This is a genomic window from Kitasatospora sp. GAS204B (genome assembly GCF_029892155.1).
GTDB lineage: Bacteria > Actinomycetota > Actinomycetes > Streptomycetales > Streptomycetaceae > Kitasatospora.
Map to the genome: position 1 here is coordinate 179,192 of NZ_JARZAG010000003.1, position 18,807 is coordinate 197,998.

The 18,807-nt window shown below is 66.9% G+C and carries 20 protein-coding genes and 1 tRNA gene; 13 read left to right on the top strand and 8 right to left on the bottom strand.

The features are described 5' to 3' along the window. Positions 1-174: 174 nt before the first annotated feature. A tRNA-Thr gene (locus P3T41_RS05685) sits at positions 175-261 on the bottom strand. Positions 262-876: 615 nt separating this feature from the next. Between P3T41_RS05685 and P3T41_RS05690 the strand changes: the two genes are divergently transcribed. Then, positions 877-3,204 carry a hypothetical protein gene (locus P3T41_RS05690; RefSeq protein WP_280688293.1) on the top strand — a complete coding sequence of 776 codons (2,328 nt, stop codon included), beginning with the start codon at positions 877-879 and terminating at the stop codon, positions 3,202-3,204. A 41-nt stretch (positions 3,205-3,245) separates the two neighbouring features. On the opposite strand, the gene P3T41_RS05695 is transcribed toward P3T41_RS05690, so the two are convergent. Together P3T41_RS05695 and P3T41_RS05700 are read right to left on the bottom strand one after the other, a co-directional pair. After that, on the bottom strand, positions 3,246-4,064 hold the full coding sequence (locus P3T41_RS05695) for a class I SAM-dependent methyltransferase (RefSeq protein WP_280688295.1): 819 nt from the start codon (positions 4,062-4,064) through the stop codon (positions 3,246-3,248). After that, positions 4,061-5,074, bottom strand: coding sequence for an XRE family transcriptional regulator (locus P3T41_RS05700; protein ID WP_280688297.1), 1,014 nt, complete (start codon positions 5,072-5,074; stop codon positions 4,061-4,063). The genes P3T41_RS05695 and P3T41_RS05700 overlap by 4 nt, the downstream gene beginning before the upstream one ends. Positions 5,075-5,574: 500 nt before the next feature. On the opposite strand from P3T41_RS05700, the gene P3T41_RS05705 reads away from it, so the two are divergent. The 5 genes from P3T41_RS05705 to P3T41_RS05725 all read left to right on the top strand — a co-directional run bounded on the left by P3T41_RS05705 (position 5,575) and on the right by P3T41_RS05725 (position 9,335). Beyond that, positions 5,575-6,069: an ATP-binding protein gene (locus P3T41_RS05705; RefSeq protein ID WP_280688299.1), complete on the top strand. Its 495-nt coding sequence runs from the start codon at positions 5,575-5,577 to the stop codon at positions 6,067-6,069. 178 nt (positions 6,070-6,247) lie between these two features. Continuing rightward, complete coding sequence (locus P3T41_RS05710) at positions 6,248-6,391, top strand: hypothetical protein (RefSeq protein WP_280688301.1); 144 nt, start codon at positions 6,248-6,250, stop codon at positions 6,389-6,391. A gap of 13 nt (positions 6,392-6,404) precedes the next feature. After that, on the top strand, positions 6,405-7,592 hold the full coding sequence (locus P3T41_RS05715) for a cupin domain-containing protein (RefSeq protein ID WP_280688303.1): 1,188 nt from the start codon (positions 6,405-6,407) through the stop codon (positions 7,590-7,592). Next, complete coding sequence (locus P3T41_RS05720) at positions 7,589-8,485, top strand: aldo/keto reductase (protein ID WP_280688305.1); 897 nt, start codon at positions 7,589-7,591, stop codon at positions 8,483-8,485. The genes P3T41_RS05715 and P3T41_RS05720 overlap by 4 nt, the downstream gene beginning before the upstream one ends. Continuing rightward, a complete protein-coding gene (locus P3T41_RS05725; RefSeq protein WP_280688307.1) occupies positions 8,469-9,335 on the top strand; it encodes a hypothetical protein in 867 nt (288 codons plus the stop codon). The genes P3T41_RS05720 and P3T41_RS05725 overlap by 17 nt, the downstream gene beginning before the upstream one ends. Positions 9,336-9,419: 84 nt before the next feature. Here P3T41_RS05725 and P3T41_RS05730 read toward each other — a convergent pair whose 3' ends face one another. The 3 genes from P3T41_RS05730 to P3T41_RS05740 form a co-directional block, all read right to left on the bottom strand. Continuing rightward, complete coding sequence (locus P3T41_RS05730; protein ID WP_280688309.1) at positions 9,420-9,827, bottom strand: hypothetical protein; 408 nt, start codon at positions 9,825-9,827, stop codon at positions 9,420-9,422. Between the two features lie 385 nt (positions 9,828-10,212). Then, positions 10,213-11,355, bottom strand: a complete 1,143-nt coding sequence (locus P3T41_RS05735; protein ID WP_280688690.1) for a DUF3631 domain-containing protein — start codon at positions 11,353-11,355, stop codon at positions 10,213-10,215. Between the two features lie 552 nt (positions 11,356-11,907). Then, positions 11,908-12,132 carry a hypothetical protein gene (locus P3T41_RS05740; protein ID WP_280688691.1) on the bottom strand — a complete coding sequence of 75 codons (225 nt, stop codon included), beginning with the start codon at positions 12,130-12,132 and terminating at the stop codon, positions 11,908-11,910. A 113-nt stretch (positions 12,133-12,245) separates the two neighbouring features. Between P3T41_RS05740 and P3T41_RS05745 the strand changes: the two genes are divergently transcribed. After that, the gene (locus tag P3T41_RS05745; RefSeq protein WP_280688311.1) at positions 12,246-12,860 is read left to right on the top strand and encodes a helix-turn-helix transcriptional regulator; all 615 of its coding nucleotides are present in this window, start codon (positions 12,246-12,248) and stop codon (positions 12,858-12,860) included. 11 nt (positions 12,861-12,871) lie between these two features. Further along, entirely contained in the window at positions 12,872-14,620 is a 1,749-nt protein-coding gene (locus P3T41_RS05750; RefSeq protein ID WP_280688313.1) for a tyrosine-type recombinase/integrase, read from the top strand. Positions 14,621-14,706: 86 nt separating this feature from the next. On the opposite strand, the gene P3T41_RS05755 is transcribed toward P3T41_RS05750, so the two are convergent. Then, positions 14,707-15,957 carry a tyrosine-type recombinase/integrase gene (locus tag P3T41_RS05755; protein WP_280688315.1) on the bottom strand — a complete coding sequence of 417 codons (1,251 nt, stop codon included), beginning with the start codon at positions 15,955-15,957 and terminating at the stop codon, positions 14,707-14,709. A 400-nt stretch (positions 15,958-16,357) separates the two neighbouring features. Then, on the bottom strand, positions 16,358-16,714 hold the full coding sequence (locus tag P3T41_RS05760) for a helix-turn-helix domain-containing protein (RefSeq protein ID WP_280688317.1): 357 nt from the start codon (positions 16,712-16,714) through the stop codon (positions 16,358-16,360). Between the two features lie 520 nt (positions 16,715-17,234). On the opposite strand from P3T41_RS05760, the gene P3T41_RS05765 reads away from it, so the two are divergent. The 5 genes from P3T41_RS05765 (at position 17,235) to P3T41_RS05785 (ending at position 18,773) form a co-directional block, all read left to right on the top strand. Next, the gene (locus tag P3T41_RS05765) at positions 17,235-17,477 is read left to right on the top strand and encodes a hypothetical protein (protein ID WP_280688318.1); all 243 of its coding nucleotides are present in this window, start codon (positions 17,235-17,237) and stop codon (positions 17,475-17,477) included. Positions 17,478-17,577: 100 nt separating this feature from the next. Next, positions 17,578-17,898 (top strand): hypothetical protein, encoded by a 321-nt coding sequence (locus tag P3T41_RS05770; RefSeq protein ID WP_280688320.1) that lies wholly within the window; start codon positions 17,578-17,580, stop codon positions 17,896-17,898. After that, positions 17,895-18,071, top strand: a complete 177-nt coding sequence (locus tag P3T41_RS05775; protein WP_280688321.1) for a hypothetical protein — start codon at positions 17,895-17,897, stop codon at positions 18,069-18,071. Before P3T41_RS05770 ends, P3T41_RS05775 begins: the two co-directional genes overlap by 4 nt. A gap of 142 nt (positions 18,072-18,213) precedes the next feature. Beyond that, a complete protein-coding gene (locus tag P3T41_RS05780) occupies positions 18,214-18,354 on the top strand; it encodes a hypothetical protein (RefSeq protein WP_280688322.1) in 141 nt (46 codons plus the stop codon). A gap of 14 nt (positions 18,355-18,368) precedes the next feature. Beyond that, complete coding sequence (locus tag P3T41_RS05785; protein WP_280688323.1) at positions 18,369-18,773, top strand: hypothetical protein; 405 nt, start codon at positions 18,369-18,371, stop codon at positions 18,771-18,773. Positions 18,774-18,807: the final 34 nt, after the last annotated feature.

Here is an 18,807-nt window from a genome sequence, read left to right on the forward strand (position 1 = left end):
GGTCGCCAGCCTGCGCCCGCGGTGGACACGAACCTGGGGGGCGTCGCCCAGAGCGCGACAGTGGCACGGCCGGACCGACCACCCGCGCAGCCCGAACAACCATCAAGGGCCAGGCTCCCCGGACAACCCCGGGTGACCTGGCCCTTGCCATGCGCTGTGGAGCTTCGTTCCCTGAGCCCCCTGTCGGGTTCGAACCGACGACCCCCGCTTTACAAGACGAACCCGGATCATGACGGCGCGTGACGCCTGATGCCGCGTGGCGCTGAACCTGCAGGTCGGCGCCACGCAGCCGATTGCTTGATCCACATCCAGTTAGGTCCTGCCATCTCGTCCGCTCACGCATCGCTCACGCACACGGGAGCCTCCCTGCGTTGTTCTCCCATATCAGCGACGGCGACGAGAGAGAGCCTCCATCAGCAACCGTAGAACTGAACGAGCGGCAGCCCGTCGATACGCGTGACGGGACCAAACCGCTGGTAGTGCGACACCGACAACCACAACCAGCGCAAGGCCCGCCGCCGCCGCCAAGACAACCGGCACATCCGCTGCCTGCACAACTCCAGTCAGAAGCTTCACCCTAGTCTCCGAACTCCTCGTCCCTGCTCGCTGACGACTGGAAGTAGTCCAGACTGGGAAGTGTCCGTCGATCGCTCAAGACGGTCGGCCGGGGAAACCCGCAGGTGAGAAGCATGTCCGGAGTATCCGGAGTCGGACAGTGGGCAGCATGGACGGGACGGTCAGGTGGAACGGTTGGATAAGGCTGGCAACGCCCGGACCAGGCTGGCTGCCGCACTGCGGACGCTGCACCAGTCCGCCGGGGGCCCATCTCTTCACGCCGTCGTGCGACGAGCGGCGGAACACGACAAACACTCGCCATTGAACACGTCATCAATCAGCGAGTGGATTAATTGCAAATCCATACCAGGGAGAAAGCGCGAGCTAGCCGTCCTAGTCAGAACATTACTACTCTGGGGGAATTCGTCATTCGCCTCTCAGAAAAACGCCGGGCTGGCAATCGAGGAGATAGCAAGAATTGAGCGACTGCGACTGGCCGCGCAGGCCGAAAAGCGATCACCGACGGCCGCCAAGGAAGATGCAACGCACCATTGGGTGGGCCGTCCACTGGCAGCCTGGAGCGATCCGATAGCTCTTGAGGTTCACCGCCCGATCAATGTGGCCGGATCCTCAAATGATCTACCTGAATACCTAGAACGCGCACATGACCAGATAATCGCGAACGCCCTCGCCGAAGACTTGCCGCGCTTGATAGTGATCGTCGGTGGATCCTCAACCGGCAAGACTCGCGCCGCCTACGAGGCCATCCGAAAGCTCCCTCAAGATTGGTATCTCCACCATCCCATATCACCCAATAAGCCAGAGGCCCTGATTAAATGCCTCCAGCCCGGGAAACTGAAGCCTAGAACCATAATCTGGCTCAACGAGCTTCAAGAATACCTATTCCCCGCAAGCGGAGAAAAAGCTGCTGCCGCATTGAGAGAATTCCTCTCCGGAAACGATGAAGTAGTAGCGATAGGGACGCTTTGGCCCGATTACTGGCAAGACCTCACCCGGGCACGCGGCCCCGAGGAGGACGATCATAGCCAGGCCCGAGGGCTCCTAAAGCATGCAGCCCAAAGAATTGACATAGCCCCAGACTTCTCGGCCAGTGAACTCGAGGAGCTGGGGAATCGCGACCCTAGAGTCCGAATGGCTCTCAAATCGGCAAGAGATCGGGTAACTCAATACATCGCAGCCGGCCCAGCCCTTGTGGAGTTCTTCATAGACTCCCAGCAAATCGCCCCAGGGGCCTGGGCCATGCTATCTGCTGCGATGGATTGGTGTGTCGTAGGAAATTCAAACGAGACCACCGAAGGATTTCTTCGCATCGCTTCCGAGGGCTACCTGGATGACGATCAATGGGGAACACTTCAAGACGAATGGTTCTGCGCCTCGCTAGATCACGCGATGACACAACTCCATGGAGCAATCAGGCCACTTACCCGAATTCGCTCCCGGGATGACGACAGCCCGGGTATACGATATCGGCTGGCCGATTATCTTCTTCAGGATGCCCGACAGAACCGGTCTTCGATCCCCGTGCCTGCAAGCTTTTGGCGTGGCGTGCTCGCGGCAGAAGATGGGTTTTACATTCCCACATATGCCCATGCTGCCGAAGACAGGGGAATGCATGAAACAGCAGCACAGCTCTGGGCTCCTATGGCCATGGACGGTGACCCTGTGGCCCTTGCTTCCCTTCTTCGCAACCCACGCGCGGATCAAATTGCAGTACAAAGCATGACTGCCAGTGCTATCGACAGCCTTGATCAATGGGATTCAAGTAGCCTCGGATGGCTACTCCAAGAACTGAGGGACTTTCCTGAGTGGAGCGGGATCGCCACAGAAAGGGTCAGCAGGAGAATTGCGACCCTGCCTGTCGCTTCGCCAATTGATATGGGCTCCATCCTGGAGTTGCTCGAGCGCCACGGCCACCTCGAATCGGTAGCCGAATATTCACTTAAGATAGAACAGAATATCTCAAGCATTGACTTGACCGAGCCATCAGAGCCGCTCTTCCTTGTCGAAATCCTCCGGGAATCGGCCACCGATCAGGCCCAGAGAACTGCCTTGGTCGTCGCGCGCCATGTCTGCGAGACCGAAATTAGCGTTGGGAATTTTGCTCTTCTGCTTGCACTTATGCACGATACAGATATCTTCAGCGAGGGGGTACGGCGACTGGAGGGAATGCTCGATAAGGTCGACACGACAAATCTCATGCAGACGCACCCACTGGCCTTTAACATGAGGTCACTCGGACTAACGGATGCAAGCCGGGCACTGCTGAGGCGCGTGTCGGAGACGATTGGTGATCTGTCGATCGATCAGTCGTATGCACCACTTGAGATAATGGCCCTCCTCCAGGGAGAGGGTTTCCATGACGGCGCTTTCTGCCTAGCCGTCCGGGTGTCCAAGGAATATGATCCTGGCTTGACTGGGGCAGCAGCTCACACGCTCAGAAAATTGAATGCCTGCGCCCCCAGAAGCGTCGTTGAGGAGTATGCGCAACGCATGGCCCACTCTGGCCCAATAATCCCAGTCGAAGACGCAGCCGAGGTCGCCGATTTCTTTGGCGAGCTCGAAATGAGTGAACTCCGGAGAATCTATTTGGCGCGCGTCAATGATTTTCTGCTACGGGAGGGATCCTAATCCCCTAGAAATAGACCCGCGCACGGTGGCGGGCGGCTCTCCTAATAACGGCATACTAGAATTCCGCCCATGCATGTGATCTTGAACGAGCCTTCGGTCGCGATAGTGGCGGCAGCGATATCGGCTGCCCGGCTGACGGTCTCATGGAACGGAACACCGCATTGGTCGGCCCACGCCTCATAGGAGGCAAGGTGGGCGACGATCGGCGCCGCGTCGGTGATCTCGATGGTGCCAGGCAGTTCCCGCACCCGGATGTCCTTGAACGCCGTTCCGAGGTACCCGGGAGCCTTCTCCAGGGAGAAACGGGAGCTGAGGGAGACCCGTGCCGGCCCCTTGGGGATCCCGAGGACGTCTCCTGCGGCCCTGGCCCAAAGCTTGTCCAGCTCCTGCTTGTCGGTGTCGCTGTTGGTCGAGGCGATGAGCGCGCCGCCAGGCCGAAGGACACGGGCCAGCTCCTTGATCGTGGCCTCAATGTCGCTGACGTGGTACAGCATGTGCAGGGCCAGCACGGCATGGGCGCTGTCGTCGGCGAAGGGCAGGGCCTGGACATCGGCCACCAGGACCGGCTTCTTGACATCGGCAAGGATGCCCGCCGAGATGTCCATCCCGACGACCTGAAGGTCCGGCCGGTCATTGTGCAGGCGGCTGACGAACTTGCCGTTGCCGCAGCCGACGTCGAGGACGATCCCGCTGCTGCCGGCCAACTCTTCGAGGACGATCCCGGGCAGGTCGTACTGCGGCTGCTGCCACCGGTAGATGGACTGGCGGGCGGCCAGGTGGCGTCCGTCAGCGTAGGCGCTGTTCGCGAGGATGGACTTGTCGGCGACAGCGGCGTCCTGCTGTGCGGCGTTGCTCGTCACTGTGGCAGCTCCGGAGGGTTCGTGAGTGCGGGTCGAGAGCAGGCTTCTCTGACATTCTCACGGAGACTCAGGACGATCGGGGAGCCTGCGTAGGCGGGCTCGGCGAGACGAGTGCTTAGCGCCCGAAGGCGGCTGGAGATGCTCGCTGTTCGCCGGTCCGGTGCGGCAGCCAGCACCACCGAGAGCTTCTCCTGCACACCGTCAAGGTCGCCGTGTGCGAGATGGGCGTTGACGAGATCAAGGTGGGCGGCCAGTAGGTCACCGGAGGACTGCTCCTGCTGCGGTGCGGACTCGTACATGGCGATGGCCCTGGAAGACGCCTCGATGGCGCGGTTCACGTGAGCCTGGCTACCCAGGGCAAGGAGGGCCGTGCCGGCGTAGGTGAACTGCTTTGCCTCGGGGAACGTGAACACGCCTGGGAGATCCACGGCGGCCACTGTGCTCCGCGCTGCCTCGCCTGCCCCTACCGCTCGGAGCGCGCTCACACTGTCGCCCAGTGCCGCAGTGGCCCGTGCTTCGAGACTGAGCAGACGGGCTGCGATCGTCCCTCCGTCCGCGTACAGCAGCCCAGCTCTGGCCAGCTCGGCCGCCTGGCGATGGTCCTGCTGCCAGTAGGCGATAAGGGACTGGACGGATCGGATCCAGGCCCGAAGGCCGTTGTGGCCAGCTGACTCCGCACAGCGCCAGGCCGTGCGCGAGTGCGTAGCAGCAGCTGTGTACTGACCGAGGTCGAGGGCAACATGCGTGGCCAGGCCACAGAGACGCCCGGCCTGTAGGTAGAGATGACTTGTCTGGTAGGGGTGTTGGCGGCCGTGCAATAGCTCGAACACCCCTCGCCGGAGAGCCCCGATGTCGTGGAAGACCTCGGCTACGGGCTTGCTGACGTAATCCTCTGCCAGCCTGGCGATGTCCGCATCGATCTGCTCCAGCAGCGTGTCATCTACATTGGAGGCGCTCGCGAAGCGGAGGAAGACCGCGGACTCCGCTGAGTCGGCCGCCACTACCGCCACGAGACCATTGCCGTGGTCCGTGCGCAGAGCAGGCACGGGAGCCAAGGCATTGTCATCACCAGCCGGAGATGAAACTGCTTCGGTGCTTCCGGAGGGCGCCAGCAGGTCCGCCAACTGGTCGACGGAGAGCCGCAGGGCCCGGGCGAGCCTCGGTCGCATCCAGGGCTGCGGACTACCTCTACCGCTCTCCCAGCGCCCAACGGTCGAACGGTCCACCTGGAGGGCCTCGGCCAGGGACTCCTGCGTGTGGCCGACGGCCTCCCTGCGCTGGACCAGCTGGGACCTCCTGGGTGCCATCCCGAGTCCTCCAGTGGTACGTCAGTTCGTCTGTAGCCACAACAAGCCAGGTCATGGCCAGGTTTGCAGCACGGATCCCCCATTGCCGCATCAATTCTGCTCTGGTTCACCAGCTTTGGAGGCGGTTCTGTAGATCCCTGTCGGGTGAATCCCGGCGCGAATCGGCCCGATGCCGACCTCGTCCCCGTGAAAGGTCCGCGCGCATGTCCGTCGCCACCCAGCAACCCACCGCCCCCACCCCGTTCGGCTTCCGCGTACTACCCAGTGTCGAGGCCGTACCGGACGCACGGCGGCGGGTGATACGGACCGTGCGCGGCTGGGGCCTGCCGCTGGCGGAGGACGCGCTCCGGGACGTCGAGTTGCTCTCCAGCGAGCTGATCACCAACGCCGTGTCCCACACGAACGCCCCGTGCGTCGTGTGCGTGTCCTGGGGCAGTGGGCGGCTGCGCGTCGAGGTGGTGGACAGCAGCCACAAGCTGCCGGCTCCCGGTGGGATCGACCTCGACGCGACCGACGGGCGGGGGCTGTTCCTCGTGGCGGCACTCGCGACGGACTGGGGCGCGGAGCCGGACCCCGCCGGCAAGCGGGTCTGGTTCGAGGTCGGCACCACCGCCGCCGTGTCAGGGGACGAGCGCCTCACTGCGCTGGTGAGGGCCGCTGCCCCGAGCGCACAGGAGGTCGTGCCGACCGACGTCTGACAAGACTTCCTCCCACCCACCTCGGGCGGGAGGGATGCAGGTGGCCGCACCGCCAACAGCGCTGCGGCGTAAGCACCTGAGGTTCCCCGCTACGGCTTGCCCGGGCAACGGGAGCCATCGCAGCACACACGACGGGGCCGGGCAGCCAGCCCGCCCCATGACCTCGAAGGAGCACTTCATGCCCGAGAACCTGATGACCACCAGCACCGAGTTGGAGGGCGACGGCCTGCTGGTCGCCCGCGCGAAGGTCACCGCGGCCCGCTCGCGCGGCGAGCAGCCGTCCGACGGCGGTTCCACCGGCCGCACCGACACCAACGACTGACGGCTGCATCACGATGACCGCCGAGCGCTTCTCGGTGGTTGAGCGTCTGGGCGGGGATGACTTCCTCGCCCAGACGCTCGGCCTCAGCTTCAAGGTCGCACGCGGGCACGCCGCGTCACTCGCCGGACTGATGAGCTGGGATGACCTCAACGCCATCCTGACCCACCACCGGTTCGAACCCCCGCGCTTCCGCCTCGCCGCCAACGGCGAGCAGGTGCCCGCGCACACGTACTCCCAGCCGATCGTCACCCGGCGAAGCACCGTCTGGCACCGCCTCCAGCCCTCCGAACTACACAAGCGTCTCGCCGAGGGCGCCACGCTGGTGCTGGACGCGGTCGACGAACTCCACCCCGGCATCAGTGCCCTGGCCGGCCAGCTGGAGCGCTGGCTGCGGATCGGTGTACAGGCCAACCTGTACGCCTCCTGGACTGGCACTGAGGGCTTCGGTGTTCACTGGGACGACCACGACGTGGTCGTCGTCCAGCTCGACGGCGCGAAGCGCTGGCGCATCTACGGGCCCACCCGCACGGCACCGATGCACCGCGACGTCGAGACGCCGGAGCCGCCGCCCGAGGAGCCCATCGCCGACCTGGTCCTCACCGCCGGTGACGTGCTCTACCTACCTCGGGGCTGGTGGCACGCCGTCGCGGCCTCCGAGGGTGAGCACTCGCTCCACGTCACGTGCGGACTGCAGAGCACCACGGGCGCCGACCTGATCACCTGGCTGTCGGAGAAACTGCGAGCCCACGAGGCCGTCCGGGCGGACATCCCGCGCTTCGGAACCGCCGAGGAGCAACGCGCCTTCCTGGACACGCTCGGCAAGCTCATCGCGGCCGAGCTGGAGAACGACGACCTGATCGCCCGCTTCTGCACCGCTCGCGATGCCACCGAGCGCGCCCGGCTCGCGCCGTCGCTGCCCCACATCACGGCGGCCCCGCCGGACCCCGACTTGCAGGTGCGCCTGATCACCACGCGGCCCGCCCTCATGGCCCTACCCGACGACACCATCAACCTGACCACCGGCGGAGAGGAGTGGACGTTCGCTGCAAAGGCCGAGCCAATGCTCGTGCTCCTCACCGACGGTGAGCCCCACCGGCTGGCCGACCTCGCACAGGCCGCAGGCATCACCCTCGCTCAGGCGGCTGGTGTCGTGACGGAGCTGGTCGACGGCCAGGCCGCTGCCATCGGACGCCCACGGTGACGGCGCAGCTGGGACTGGGCACCTACCGCTGCCCTGACGTGGCCGAGGCCGCACTGATGGCCGCGTCCCACGGAGCGGACTGGGTGGACACTGCACCCAACTACGAACACGGCCGGGCAGAGGCGTCCCTCGCCGAGGTGCTAGCCGCCTATCCGGGGCTGCGCATCTCCACGAAGGTGGGTTTCGTCCCAGCCAACGCCAGGGAACTCGGCCTGCAGGCCGACGTGCTGACCGCAGCGGACGCCGAACGCGGGCACTGCCTGGCCCCGAACTACATCGCCTGGCAGCTCGCCCGCAGCAAGCGCGTGCTCGGCCGCGTGCCCGACCTGGTGTTCGTGCACAACCCCGAACACGGCTGCGGGGAGGCCGACGTCCCCGCGCGGCTGCATGCCGCTTTCGTGGCTCTGGAAGAGGCGTGCAACCACCAGGTCATCAGCTCCTACGGCGTGGCGACCTGGCGGGGCATCAGCAGCAGTGTGTTCGACGTGCCAACGCTGCTCGACCTCGCGACCAAGGCTGGTGGCGCGAACCACCACCTCCGAGCGATCCAGCTCCCGATCTCGCTCGTCCACCTGGCGCCCGTCGCTCAGGCTCTCGACGGACGCGGACCGGTCGTCGATGCGGCGGCAGCGGGGCTGGAGGTGTTCGCCTCCGCCCCGCTCCACGGCGGCGAGATCCCCGGCATGGTGACCCCGGAGCTGTCCGAGCTGATCAACCCCATTTGGGCTCCTGCCGAGGTGGCTCTCGCCATCGTGGCATCTGCCCCTGGGGTGACGCGTGTGCTCCTGTCGACCGGAAACCCGGAACACTGGACGCAGGCAGTCGAAGCCGTCGGCCGACCGCCGCTGTCTCCGGACTTACTCCGAAGGGTCGTTGATGTACTCGGAACCTGAGCCGAACACCGCCGAGCGGATGCGCAAGGCGCACGCCACAGCGGCGACGGTGCTCGGCGCGATCCCGAACGGCTCCCACGAGTCGTGGGGCTGGCGCGGACGCACCCTCAGCCGTCCGGTCACCACGGCGTCCGGCGTGGGCTGGCTCCGTCTGCTGTCCGCCCCGGCCGAGAAGGCCGGCGGCAAGCTCTGGGAGGGACCGCAGGAGGCAGAGCTCCTCATGCCTCCTACGGTCCCCAGGCCACGCCTGAGGAGCCGACACACCTGGACCGAAGACGAAGACGGTTACCTGGCCGAGCTGTACGACAGGGTCACCGTTCCCACCATCACCACCCACGAGCCGATCCTCCGGAAGGCTCCCGACCTGGACGACGCCTGGTGGGACGGACTCAGCACAGCCCTCGACGCCATCGCCGCCGTCCCCAGCGACCGGGTGGCGGTCCGTCAGGAGTATCTGGACCGCGCCATGCCGCAGTACCTCGGCATCCCGATCGACACCAAGGCCCCCTCCTGGACCACCGCCCACGGCGACCTGCACTGGGCCAACCTCACAGGCCCGACCCTCACGGTCCTCGACTGGGAAGGCTGGGGCATCGCGCCGGCCGGCTACGACGCCGCGCTGCTGTACTCCTACAGCCTCCTGGTGCCCGACACCGCTGCCGACATCCGGCGGCGGCTCGGGCACATCCTCGACACGCCCGCCGGGAGGTTCGCGGAACTCGTGGTCATCACCGAACTCCTGCAGACCACCACCCGGGGCGACAACCTCGACCTTGAGGAGCCCCTGCGGAGGCGAGTCTTCGAGATCACCAGCGCTCGGCCCTCCGGTCGAGGGAACCACGTCGAGTAGCCCTTGGGATATCCAACGCGACAACTTGCTCTGCCCACTCGCTCGGTGGGACTGAGGAGTGCGACTCAGCTTGTCGCAGACACATCAGCCTTTTCCGGTAAGGGACTTCGCGACACCGATGATCGAGGAGAGGAGGGCAACGATCGCACCCAGGCTCGCGAGGCTCGTAGTGGCGTTGGGGAAAAGGTCCGCCGAGATCTCTCGCCACCGGCGTCGCACGACGAGTCCCTTCAGCTTCTGCCATTGATGCTGCTTGATGTGGCAACCACGAAGAACACCACGGCCGTTGTTGCGGCAGGTCTGCGCCTCACCACGATTCAGAGCGGCACACGGGACTGGTGCTTGGAAGAGAAACCACAGGAAGCTCAGAGCAGACAGAGCTGTGATCGCTAGGGGCCCAAAGTCAGCGGTCAACCATCCGGTCATAGCAACGACGAAAGCAATCAGCCCCCAGTAGCGCCAAATGCCGTTCATTCTCTTCTTATTAGCCACAGCGGCGTACGGTATCGACGCGTAGGGAGGCGCAGGAAGAGCGCACAAGCGCACGGGGCGCGCGACGGGCGTGGGCTTCTGGGACAGGTGCAGTACGTCGAGCCGCTTGCAACTCTGGCCGCCCTCGGCCCGCAGGCTCGGCTGCTCCGCCGCCGACCAAGCAGAACCTCGGGGCAAGGACTCCTTACCCCATAACTTGCTCCGCGTGCGGTCTCAGCCTGTGGTCCTCCGACGGACACCAGGATGCCGTCACAGTCGTCCCACCCGTCGCGTTGCTGGTCAGGCTGGTACGGATCGCGGAGACGGGACGGCTGGACTCGTTGCGGGGAAGTGACCCGTCCCCGCCCTGAGCTGGGCGGGGACGGGTGGTACGGGTGGTGGAGGGTCAGCGGCCGATCCTGGAGGGCTGCTCGGCCGGATCGGGGCAGTAGCGGTTCCAGGCGTCCAGGAAGCTGTTGCGGGTGAAGCCCTTGCGCTGGGTGTCGCGGTCGAAGCAGATGTTCGCCGAGCTGATGCCGTAGTCCTTGAGCAGGAGCTGCAGTCCTCGTGCACTCAGCCCGGTGGGTCCGTATTCGGCCCACGGGGCCTCACTGTCGGCCTTCAGGGCGGCCAGAAGGTGCTCGGTAGACAGGGCGTCCGGATTGCCGCCCGCTGCGAAGACTCGGCGGATGTCGAGCAGGATCCTGCTCTTCAGGCCGCCGTCCTCGTCCTGTCCGGACTCGTGCGCGGTCATGGCGCGGCAGGCCGCACGGGCGCGGACGGGCCACTCGCCTCCGGCGAGGTCGGCGACCGCCACCAGCGGCTCCCAGGTGTCCGCGGCGCGGTCTTCGACGGGCATGGGAGGCTCCAGCTCTCCAGCCACGTCGACCAGAGGTGCCACCCAAGCGCGGAGGCGCTCTCGCAGGCCGTGCAGGCCCGGGGTGTCCCGAATGGTGCGGAACGAGGCGACGGTCTCGCCCGGTGCTCGGCGACGCATGCGGATGACCACCGACCGGTCCATGATCGTGTCCGGAAGGTCACCGATCCCGGCCAGGGCCGCCATGGCGAAGGTGGGGAACTTCATTGGCTTGTGGTCGGGCCCGGACACCCGCAGTGTGGGCCGGTTGCGCTGGTGACCGGCGTTCAGCAGGCCGCGCAGATCCTCGTTCTTCTCCGCAGCCTTGACGCTGCCGAACAGGGTGTCAGCCTCGTCCACCAGCAGGGTCGGCGGCTTGTCGGTTATCGACCGGAAGATGGCCGCCGGGGTCGCGTTGACCGTGATGAGCGGGTCGTGGACGGTCTCGGTGATCACGTCGAGTAGCCGGGACTTGCCGCACCGCTTGGCGGGGCCGATCACCGCCAGCCGCGGGGCGTGCTGCCACGCAGGCTGCAGGTGGGTGGCGGCCACCCACAGCGTCACCGCGTCCAGGGCCTGCTCGGACGGCAGGATGACGTACCTGGCGATGGCCGAGCGGAGTTCGGACAGCAGGCCCGCACCTGGCGTCGCGGGGGCGACCGGGTCACCTGACCGGGCGCCCGGGTCGGTCAGCGCAGACTCGGCTGTCAGCCGGTCAATCTGCCCAACTGCTTTGGGTAGCTCAGCGTCAGTGACCGGTGTGACCGGGTCACTGACCGGCTGGTCGGTGGTCACGGCGGTCAGTGACCCGGTCAGTCCGGCGGAGTTCCGGTCAGCTTCGTCGGTCAGTTCAGCGTTCTGACCGATCGCCGGGCGGTACTGACCGGGCCTGCCGGGGATCGCGGTGGGAGGCCAAGGCTTCGGGCCTCCCGGTATGGACTGCGGAGAAGTAGAGTCCATGGTGAAGCTCCTCGCTGGGGCGCACGACCTGGCAGTCGCGCGCCACCGGTTCGAACGGTTCGCCTGATCTGGGGACTTCGCCCGGCCCTCGGTGTTCGTAGCACCGGGGGCCTTCGCATGCCTGGCCGCGTCTGCGACTCAACGTGCAGGCAACGGAGCCGCGTTGCGGTCGCGGCGACCTGCTGGCGACCGCGACGATACGACCGCTTCCGGGGAAGATCCACTGTTCGGGCGGGCAGTCCGCCCACGGCAGACAGCCGTGCGCGCAGCCCGCCCACAACACCGTCACGCGGCGTCGCCGACACTGCCCTCGACCGACGGGTCAATGCCCAGCAGGCGAAGCAGATCGGCAGTGATGACGCGGTACTTCTTGCCCAGCCGCAGGACTCGACAGGGGTAGGCGTCCCGGCGCGCCAGCTCGTAGCCCTTGCTGCGGCCGAGGCCGATCGCCCGGTTCGCAGTGTCCAGGTCGATGGCCGCCGGCAGCACGAGCAGCTCGGCCCGGCTCATGCCGAAGGTCTCCTGGTTCACGGTCTCGGTTCGCACAGCTGTCTCCGTTCGTCGGCGCGCCCCCGGCGGGTCGCGGGAACAAGGGACAGAATGCGCGGCCATAAAGTGTCGATATGACACAAGAAGCGATGGAAGAGTGGGCAGCCCGGATCACGAAAGCCGTGATCGCCGAGGTCCGCAGGGCCAGGAAGGAGCTGGGCATGACCGCGCAGGACCTGGCCGATGCCTGCGAGGAGCTGGGCCACCCCATCCCCCGCAACGTCATCGCGAACTGGGAGTCAGGACGGCGGCTGACCCTGACCGTTCCCGAGCTCATCGTGCTCGCCAGAGCGGTCGACACGCCGCCGGCCGCGCTGGTCTTCCCCCTCGGCGGAAGCAGCGTGGAGTACCTCCCCTCCGAACGCTCGGACCCGTGGACGGCCTTCAGCTGGTTCGTCGGCGAGGACGTGGATCACGCGACCGGCGACGCGGCCCTGTTCCGGACGTACGCCAGCAAGGAGGAAAACCTCCGAACCAGCCACCACGACGCCTGGCAGCTCCAGTTCCTCCCCGGAGGAGATACCTGGCCGCCCGGATCCGACGCGAAGTTCGAGCTGTTGGTCCAAGCCGTCCGCTCGGAGCTCCTGCCGATCCGAGCCCGACTGCGCGAGTGGGACCTGACTCCTCCCCCGCTTCCGAGCCACCTCGCGTTCCTCGATGAGGAAGCCAATTCCGCCAACCGTGCATAGGAAGGACCGTCTTGAAGGGCTCCACCTACCATCGCTGCTACTGCCGCGACTCCGACACCGGGAAGCCGCTCGGCAAGTCGTGCCCCAAGCTCGCCAGCCGCAAGCACGGCTCCTACGCGATACGCCAGGAGCTGCCCAACCGCCCGGACGGCTCGCGCCGGGCCTTCAACCGCTCCGGCTACGAGTCCCGCAAGGCCGCCCAGGCCGATCTCGACCAGGTCCGCGAGCTGCTGCACATCCCGGACTCGGACGACCCCGAGGGCCTTGCCCAGATAGCCGACCTCCTGGAGCAGGTCGGCCACGAGAAGGCCCCGCTGCCCGACGTCGAGGAGATCCGGCGCCGACTCACCTCCGGCCAGGACCTCCAGAACCGGCTGACGGTCGGCGAGTGGCTCGATCAGTGGTTGGCGGGCAAGCGCGGCCGCCAGACCGCGATCAGCCGCGACGAGAGCAGCATCCGGCTGCACCTCAAGCCGCGGATCGGCCACATCCGGCTCGACCGCCTCCGAGTCCAGCACCTGGAGGAGATGTTCGCGGCCATCGAGGAAGCGAACATCGAGATCGCCGAGGCGAACGCCCAGCGGCAGGCCACCATCGACGAGCTGGCCCAGATTCCCTGGAAGGGGCGGGAGTTCCGCGCGCAGCGCAAGGCTCTCAAGGCCGCCCTCGCCGAGATGGAGCCGTTCCGGCGCACCGTCAGCGCAGCGACCTGCCAGCGGATCCGCTCCACGCTCAGGGCCGGTCTCAACGCCGCGATCCGGCGGCAGATCATCACCTTCAACCCGGCCTCCCACGTCGAGTTGGAGTCCGCGAAGCGGCCCAAGCCGCTCGTCTGGACGGATGAGCGGATCGAGCAGTGGGAGCTCACCGGCGAGCGGCCGTCCTCGGTGATGATCTGGACGCCGGAGCAGACCGGCGCCTTCCTCGACCAGGCCGCTGGCGACCGCCTCTACGCGCTGTTCCACCTCATCACCTTCCGCGGGCTCCGGCGTGGCGAGGCGTGCGGCCAGCGGTGGGCCGACACCAACCTGAGGGCCGGACTCCTCACGGTGGCCAAACAGCTCGTCGTGGACGGCTGGGCGGTCTACGAGGACGACCCCAAGACCGACGCGGGCGCCCGCACCATCGCCCTCGACTCCGAGACCGTGGCCGTCCTGGAAGCGCACCGCGAGCGGCAGCGGTCCGACCGCGAGAAGTGGGGCGGCGCCTGGGTCGAGACCGGCCGGGTCTTCACCAAGGAAAGCGGCGAGTGGCTGCACCCCACCGCCGTCACAGACCGCTTCCGCGAGTTGGCCGACGAGGCCGGCCTCCCGCCGATCCGCCTGCACGATCTCCGCCACGGCGCGGCGAGCCTCGCTCACGCCGCCGGAGCGGACCTGCACACGATCAAGGAGATGCTCGGCCATTCCTCGATCGGCATCACCTCAGACACGTACACGACCCTGCTCCCCCAGGTCGACCGGGCCATCGCCGAGGCCGCAGCGCAGCTCGTCCCCCGGGCGAACAAGCCGCGCAAGGCTGCCCAGTCCACCGCGAACCCCCAGCCCACCGCGCCATCCGCTCACGCATCGCTCACGCAAACGGCCTCGGACCAGGAGTCCGAGGCCGGTGATCAAGCCCCCAGAAGGCCGAACCTGCAGCTCATCCGGGGTGGCGCACTGAGCCCCCTGTCGGGTTCGAACCGACGACCCCCGCTTTACAAGAACAGGAAAGCGAGTCTCCGAGGTTTTGAGAGTTCCGGAGAGGCGGAGAGTGCTTAGCGGAACCGACTCAGCCCCCCTCGACTGTAAGTCTGAGAGAGGCTGAGAGAGGATCAGCTATCAGGGGATGTGGATTCGTTGTGGACTCAGGACACCACGCGCAGTCGCGGCTGGTCAGCACCCGCGAGAGCGGCCCGCACCGACTCCACTACCTCCGGCCCGGCGTGAGTGTACAACCACGTCACCTTCGACCCGCGATCATGCCCCATGATCACCTGAACGTCCTTCTCCGGCACGTTGAGGTCTTTGAGCCGCGACGCGAACCGGTGCCGGTAGTCGTGGATCCGCGGCCACCACTCCGTCCGCTTCGTCTCCAAATTGACCACCTTCCGCGCAACGCCCGCATCCTGGATCGCCTTGATCCAAACACGGCGAAAGTTGTGCCGGCTGAGCACCCCACCGCGCGGGCCGAGGAACAGCAGTTCCTCCGAGTGCAGTTCGCCGTCCGCGATGTCCGACCGGGTCGCCTTCGGCTTCCACCGATCGACCATGCTCTGCACCGCAGCCACTGCGGTCGGTGTCAGCGGCACCGTCCGGAAGCCGGCGTCCGTCTTGGGCGCCGGCTGTCGGAAGAGCCCGCTGTCATCCTCGGAGATGATCTCCTTGACGCTCGCCGTGGCGCCCACCAGGTCGACGTTGCACAACCGCAGCCCCGTGTACTCGCCCCAGCGCATGCCGGTCTCATCCGCGAAGTCCAGGAGCGGCCGGTAGTACTCGGGCAGCTGGGCACGGATCAGCGCGCACTGCTCGTCGGTCGGCGGGGCCAGTGCGTCGGCATGCTTCGCAGGAGGCGCCTCGAGTGCGATGCCGAAGCAGGGGTTGTCCACGCGCCGCTTGTCCAGGATGGCGGCCTGGAACAGCTTCCGCATGTACTCCAAGGTCTTCTTGCGGGTGTGGTAGCCCTTCACCTCGTTCTGCAGCCAGTCGTCCAGCTCGATGAAGCCGACCGATGCCACCGGCCATGCCCCCCACTTCGGTTCGACGTGGACGGCCCAGATCGACTCCTTGCGGCCGCGGGTGGTCGGGCGCCCCTTCTTCTTCTGGGTCTTCCACCACGTCGCGTGGAAGTCTGCGAGCTTCATCTGGCCGCGCTTCGGGTCCAGGTAGGTGCCCTGCCGGACCGTCGTACGCACCTGGTCGAGGAAGGCGTCCGCCTCCCCCTTCTTCGCGAAGTGCTTCGCCTTCTGCTTGCCGTCCGGCCCGCGGTACCGGGCCTGCCAGGAGCCGATGCAGTCCCGACGCTTCTTCCGCTCGCCCGGATACTCCTCCAGGCAGGCGGCGCAGCCGCAGCTCTTGCTGCGGAGCTGGCGCGGGTTGTTGAGTGCCCTACGAGGCAACGTAAGCCTCCCTGTGTCGTTGAGCGGGCACCCGGAAGGTCTCCACGGGGGCCCCGCACCAACACACTGCCTCATCCTGCGGCTGAGGGATGCCAAGTTCAGCCAAAACCGCGCGTACGGCGATGACTTGGCGGTCGCAGGAGAGGCCGGCGGGGATGGTGATGACGCCGAGCACGGCGTCCCAGGGTCTGCTTGGGTGTGGGCTGCGGTGGACGAGGATGCACATGCGAGCGTCCCCCTTGGGGCATGGGTGGCCGTCAGGGCCGCTGGGGGAGGACGGTGCAGCGGCATCTCGTGGGGTGTCTGGGCACACGAACATACCGCTGCGGGAACTGCAGCGCTATCGCCTTGAACCAGAGATTCCGGTCTGCTGACGGGTTGCCATGGGACGAGCTGACTGTTAGTCGGCGTCCCGACTCGCGAGCGCGGCCATCTGGACTTCCATGATCCGCTGTTCGTCAGCGGTGAGCCGACGGTAGAGCTCCAAGATCCGCTGCTCGGCGTCCGGGCTGAGCGGGCCGGGCGCGCGGCGGCTTGCTGCGGCGAACACGTGCTCGCGAGGTTCGCCGATGGCGTCCGCGAGCTTGTCACAGGACTTCCGGGATGGGACCCGCACGCCGTTCACCCAGGTGTTGACGGCGGAGATGGAGACGCCGGCCCTGCGCGCGATCTCGGTCTGGGTCAGCTCAGGATGCTGCTCCTGGACCCTCCGGATCAGCTGCGCGAGCGTCTCGCTGCTCTCGTCAAGCTTGTCCATGTACGCAAGCATGCCAAACAGCCTTCTACGTTTACAAGCGCACTGTAGAAGGCTGGCGGAAACTCGCCGAGCTTAGAACGCACGTTCGAATCACTGCAACCATGGTGATCGTTCCCCCTGACGCTCTCCCGAACCCCTCCCGAACCCCCTTGACCGCTCTTCTACTTTTACTGTAGAACTGTAGATGTCAGCGGCAAGCACTGCAGCCGACAACCACAAACCGCGAGGTCATGCATGTCCCGCCTGCACCGCAAGAGCGACGGCCAGCCAATCCGCGACGCCATGTTGGCCGGCGGTTGGTCGATCCCGAAGCTCGCCGAGGCCACCAAGTCGGTGGACCCGCTCGGACGCGGAGTCAGCCGGTCAGCCGTCGGAGTGCTCGTCTCCAGCGGCAGCTCGGGGCGGGAGAGATGCCGACTCCGCACCGCATGGCTGATAGCCGACGCGCTCGGCCAGCCGCTCCAGAAGCTCTTCGACATGCCTGGAGCTTCTACTTCTACAGAAGAAAGGTCAAGAGCCGATGACCGTCAGCACGCTGCCGGCCCCACTGCTTAAGCAGACCGAGCTGGAGACCTACTACGGCGTCTCCGCCTGGCTCGTCAACAAGTGGGTCCGGGACGGATGCCCCGTCGAGCGGCTCCGCAGTGGACAGCGGCGCTTCGACCTCGCCGCAGTGAAGGCCTGGCACGCGGAGGGATCCGCAGACGGCCAGCAGGCCAGGGCCATCCAGTCCGAGCAGGCGCTTAGCCGCCGCTCGGCCTGACCCCCAACTGTGGGCGGGCCGCCCCCGGATGCGACCCCAGGGAGCGACCCGAAGCCCACCACTTCACCCGATCTGACAGAACAAGAGGAAGGGGCAGGCCATGAGCCAGCCTACCGACCGTGGCGCCTCGTTGGCGCCCGTCGACCCGAACATCTCCCGGCGGACGATCGTCGCCGCCGACATCACCGAGTTGAACGCGTACTGGATCGCGGCGGGGCCGCGGCGGACGCTGGCGACGACGGGCCGGTACGAGCGCCGCGGCGGCCAGTTGTTCGCGACGGGTGGCCTGGACTGGCACCTGACGGACGGCCTGTTGGTCGTGGTGGCCGTGACGGCCGAGGACGAGGTGCCGGATCTGCCGGTGGTGCGTGCGGCCAGCCTGGTCCCGTCGGTACCGAGCGCAACGGCGGTGGCGGCATGAGCGCCGGCCAGCGGCCGGTGCCGCTTCCGGTGCGCGAGCGGTACACCGAGGCCGAGCTGGAGTTGATGGCCCAGTGGGTCGACCAGCACGGGGATCCGGCGGACTGGTGTGAGGAGACGCGCCGCGCCTACGCGAACACGCTGGCCAACATGCGCGCTCTGGGGACGTTGTGAGCCGCCTGCGCGCCGTCTGGCGCCGCCGCCTCGCGTTCCTGCGGTACCGCCGGGCGCTCGCCGTCCAGCGCAGCCACTGCGGCGGGATGTGCTCGACCGCTGACCGAGCCCGCGTGATCCCGCGCCAGCTGCGGAGGTCGTCGTGATCTTCGCGCTGATCTGCCTGGCCGCCTGCGTGCTGGTGACGGGCGTGTGCTGCCGGGCCCTGCTGGCCGCGGCGCGCTGCGTCGCCACCGCCCTCGGCCTGACCCTCACCAACGACCGCAAGGGGGACCCCCGATGATGCCGTTCCTGTCCATGCCGTTGCCGACGTGGCTGCGCCGCCGGAGCACCGAGCCCGAGCAGTGGCAGCCGGGCAACCCGAAGCGGCTCGCCGACGACTTCCAGGCGCTGCAGGCGGACGCGGCCGAGCTGGGTCGCCAGCTCACCGTCACCCGGCAGGCGCTGGACGTCGAGGCCGCACGGGCGTCCGCCGCCGCACAGCGGGCCGAGGCCGCCGAGGGCGAGCACTCCAAGGCCGCCGAGCTGCTGAAGCAGTCGCACCGCGGCCTGCGCGATGTGGCCGACGAGCGCGACCGGCTGACCACCGCCAACAGCAGCCTCCGCCGCCAGCTCCACCGGGAGTTCGGCTACGACGAGGCCGCGATCGACGCGATCGAGAACGGCAGCGGCGAGCCCGCCGGCAAGCGGGCGCTGACGTGATCACTACCCGCACCGGCCAGCCCCGCAAGGCCTG

Coding starts and splice junctions, on each gene's coding strand:
- P3T41_RS05705 (WP_280688299.1), top strand. CDS start 5,575: ATGTCCGTCGCCACCCAGCAACCCACCGCCCCCACCCCGTTCGGCTTC.
- P3T41_RS05710 (WP_280688301.1), top strand. CDS start 6,248: ATGCCCGAGAACCTGATGACCACCAGCACCGAGTTGGAGGGCGACGGC.
- P3T41_RS05715 (WP_280688303.1), top strand. CDS start 6,405: ATGACCGCCGAGCGCTTCTCGGTGGTTGAGCGTCTGGGCGGGGATGAC.
- P3T41_RS05725 (WP_280688307.1), top strand. CDS start 8,469: ATGTACTCGGAACCTGAGCCGAACACCGCCGAGCGGATGCGCAAGGCG.
- P3T41_RS05740 (WP_280688691.1), bottom strand. CDS start 12,132: ATGAGCCGGGCCGAGCTGCTCGTGCTGCCGGCGGCCATCGACCTGGAC.
- P3T41_RS05745 (WP_280688311.1), top strand. CDS start 12,246: ATGACACAAGAAGCGATGGAAGAGTGGGCAGCCCGGATCACGAAAGCC.
- P3T41_RS05760 (WP_280688317.1), bottom strand. CDS start 16,714: ATGGACAAGCTTGACGAGAGCAGCGAGACGCTCGCGCAGCTGATCCGG.
- P3T41_RS05765 (WP_280688318.1), top strand. CDS start 17,235: ATGACCGTCAGCACGCTGCCGGCCCCACTGCTTAAGCAGACCGAGCTG.
- P3T41_RS05770 (WP_280688320.1), top strand. CDS start 17,578: ATGAGCCAGCCTACCGACCGTGGCGCCTCGTTGGCGCCCGTCGACCCG.
- P3T41_RS05775 (WP_280688321.1), top strand. CDS start 17,895: ATGAGCGCCGGCCAGCGGCCGGTGCCGCTTCCGGTGCGCGAGCGGTAC.
- P3T41_RS05785 (WP_280688323.1), top strand. CDS start 18,369: ATGCCGTTGCCGACGTGGCTGCGCCGCCGGAGCACCGAGCCCGAGCAG.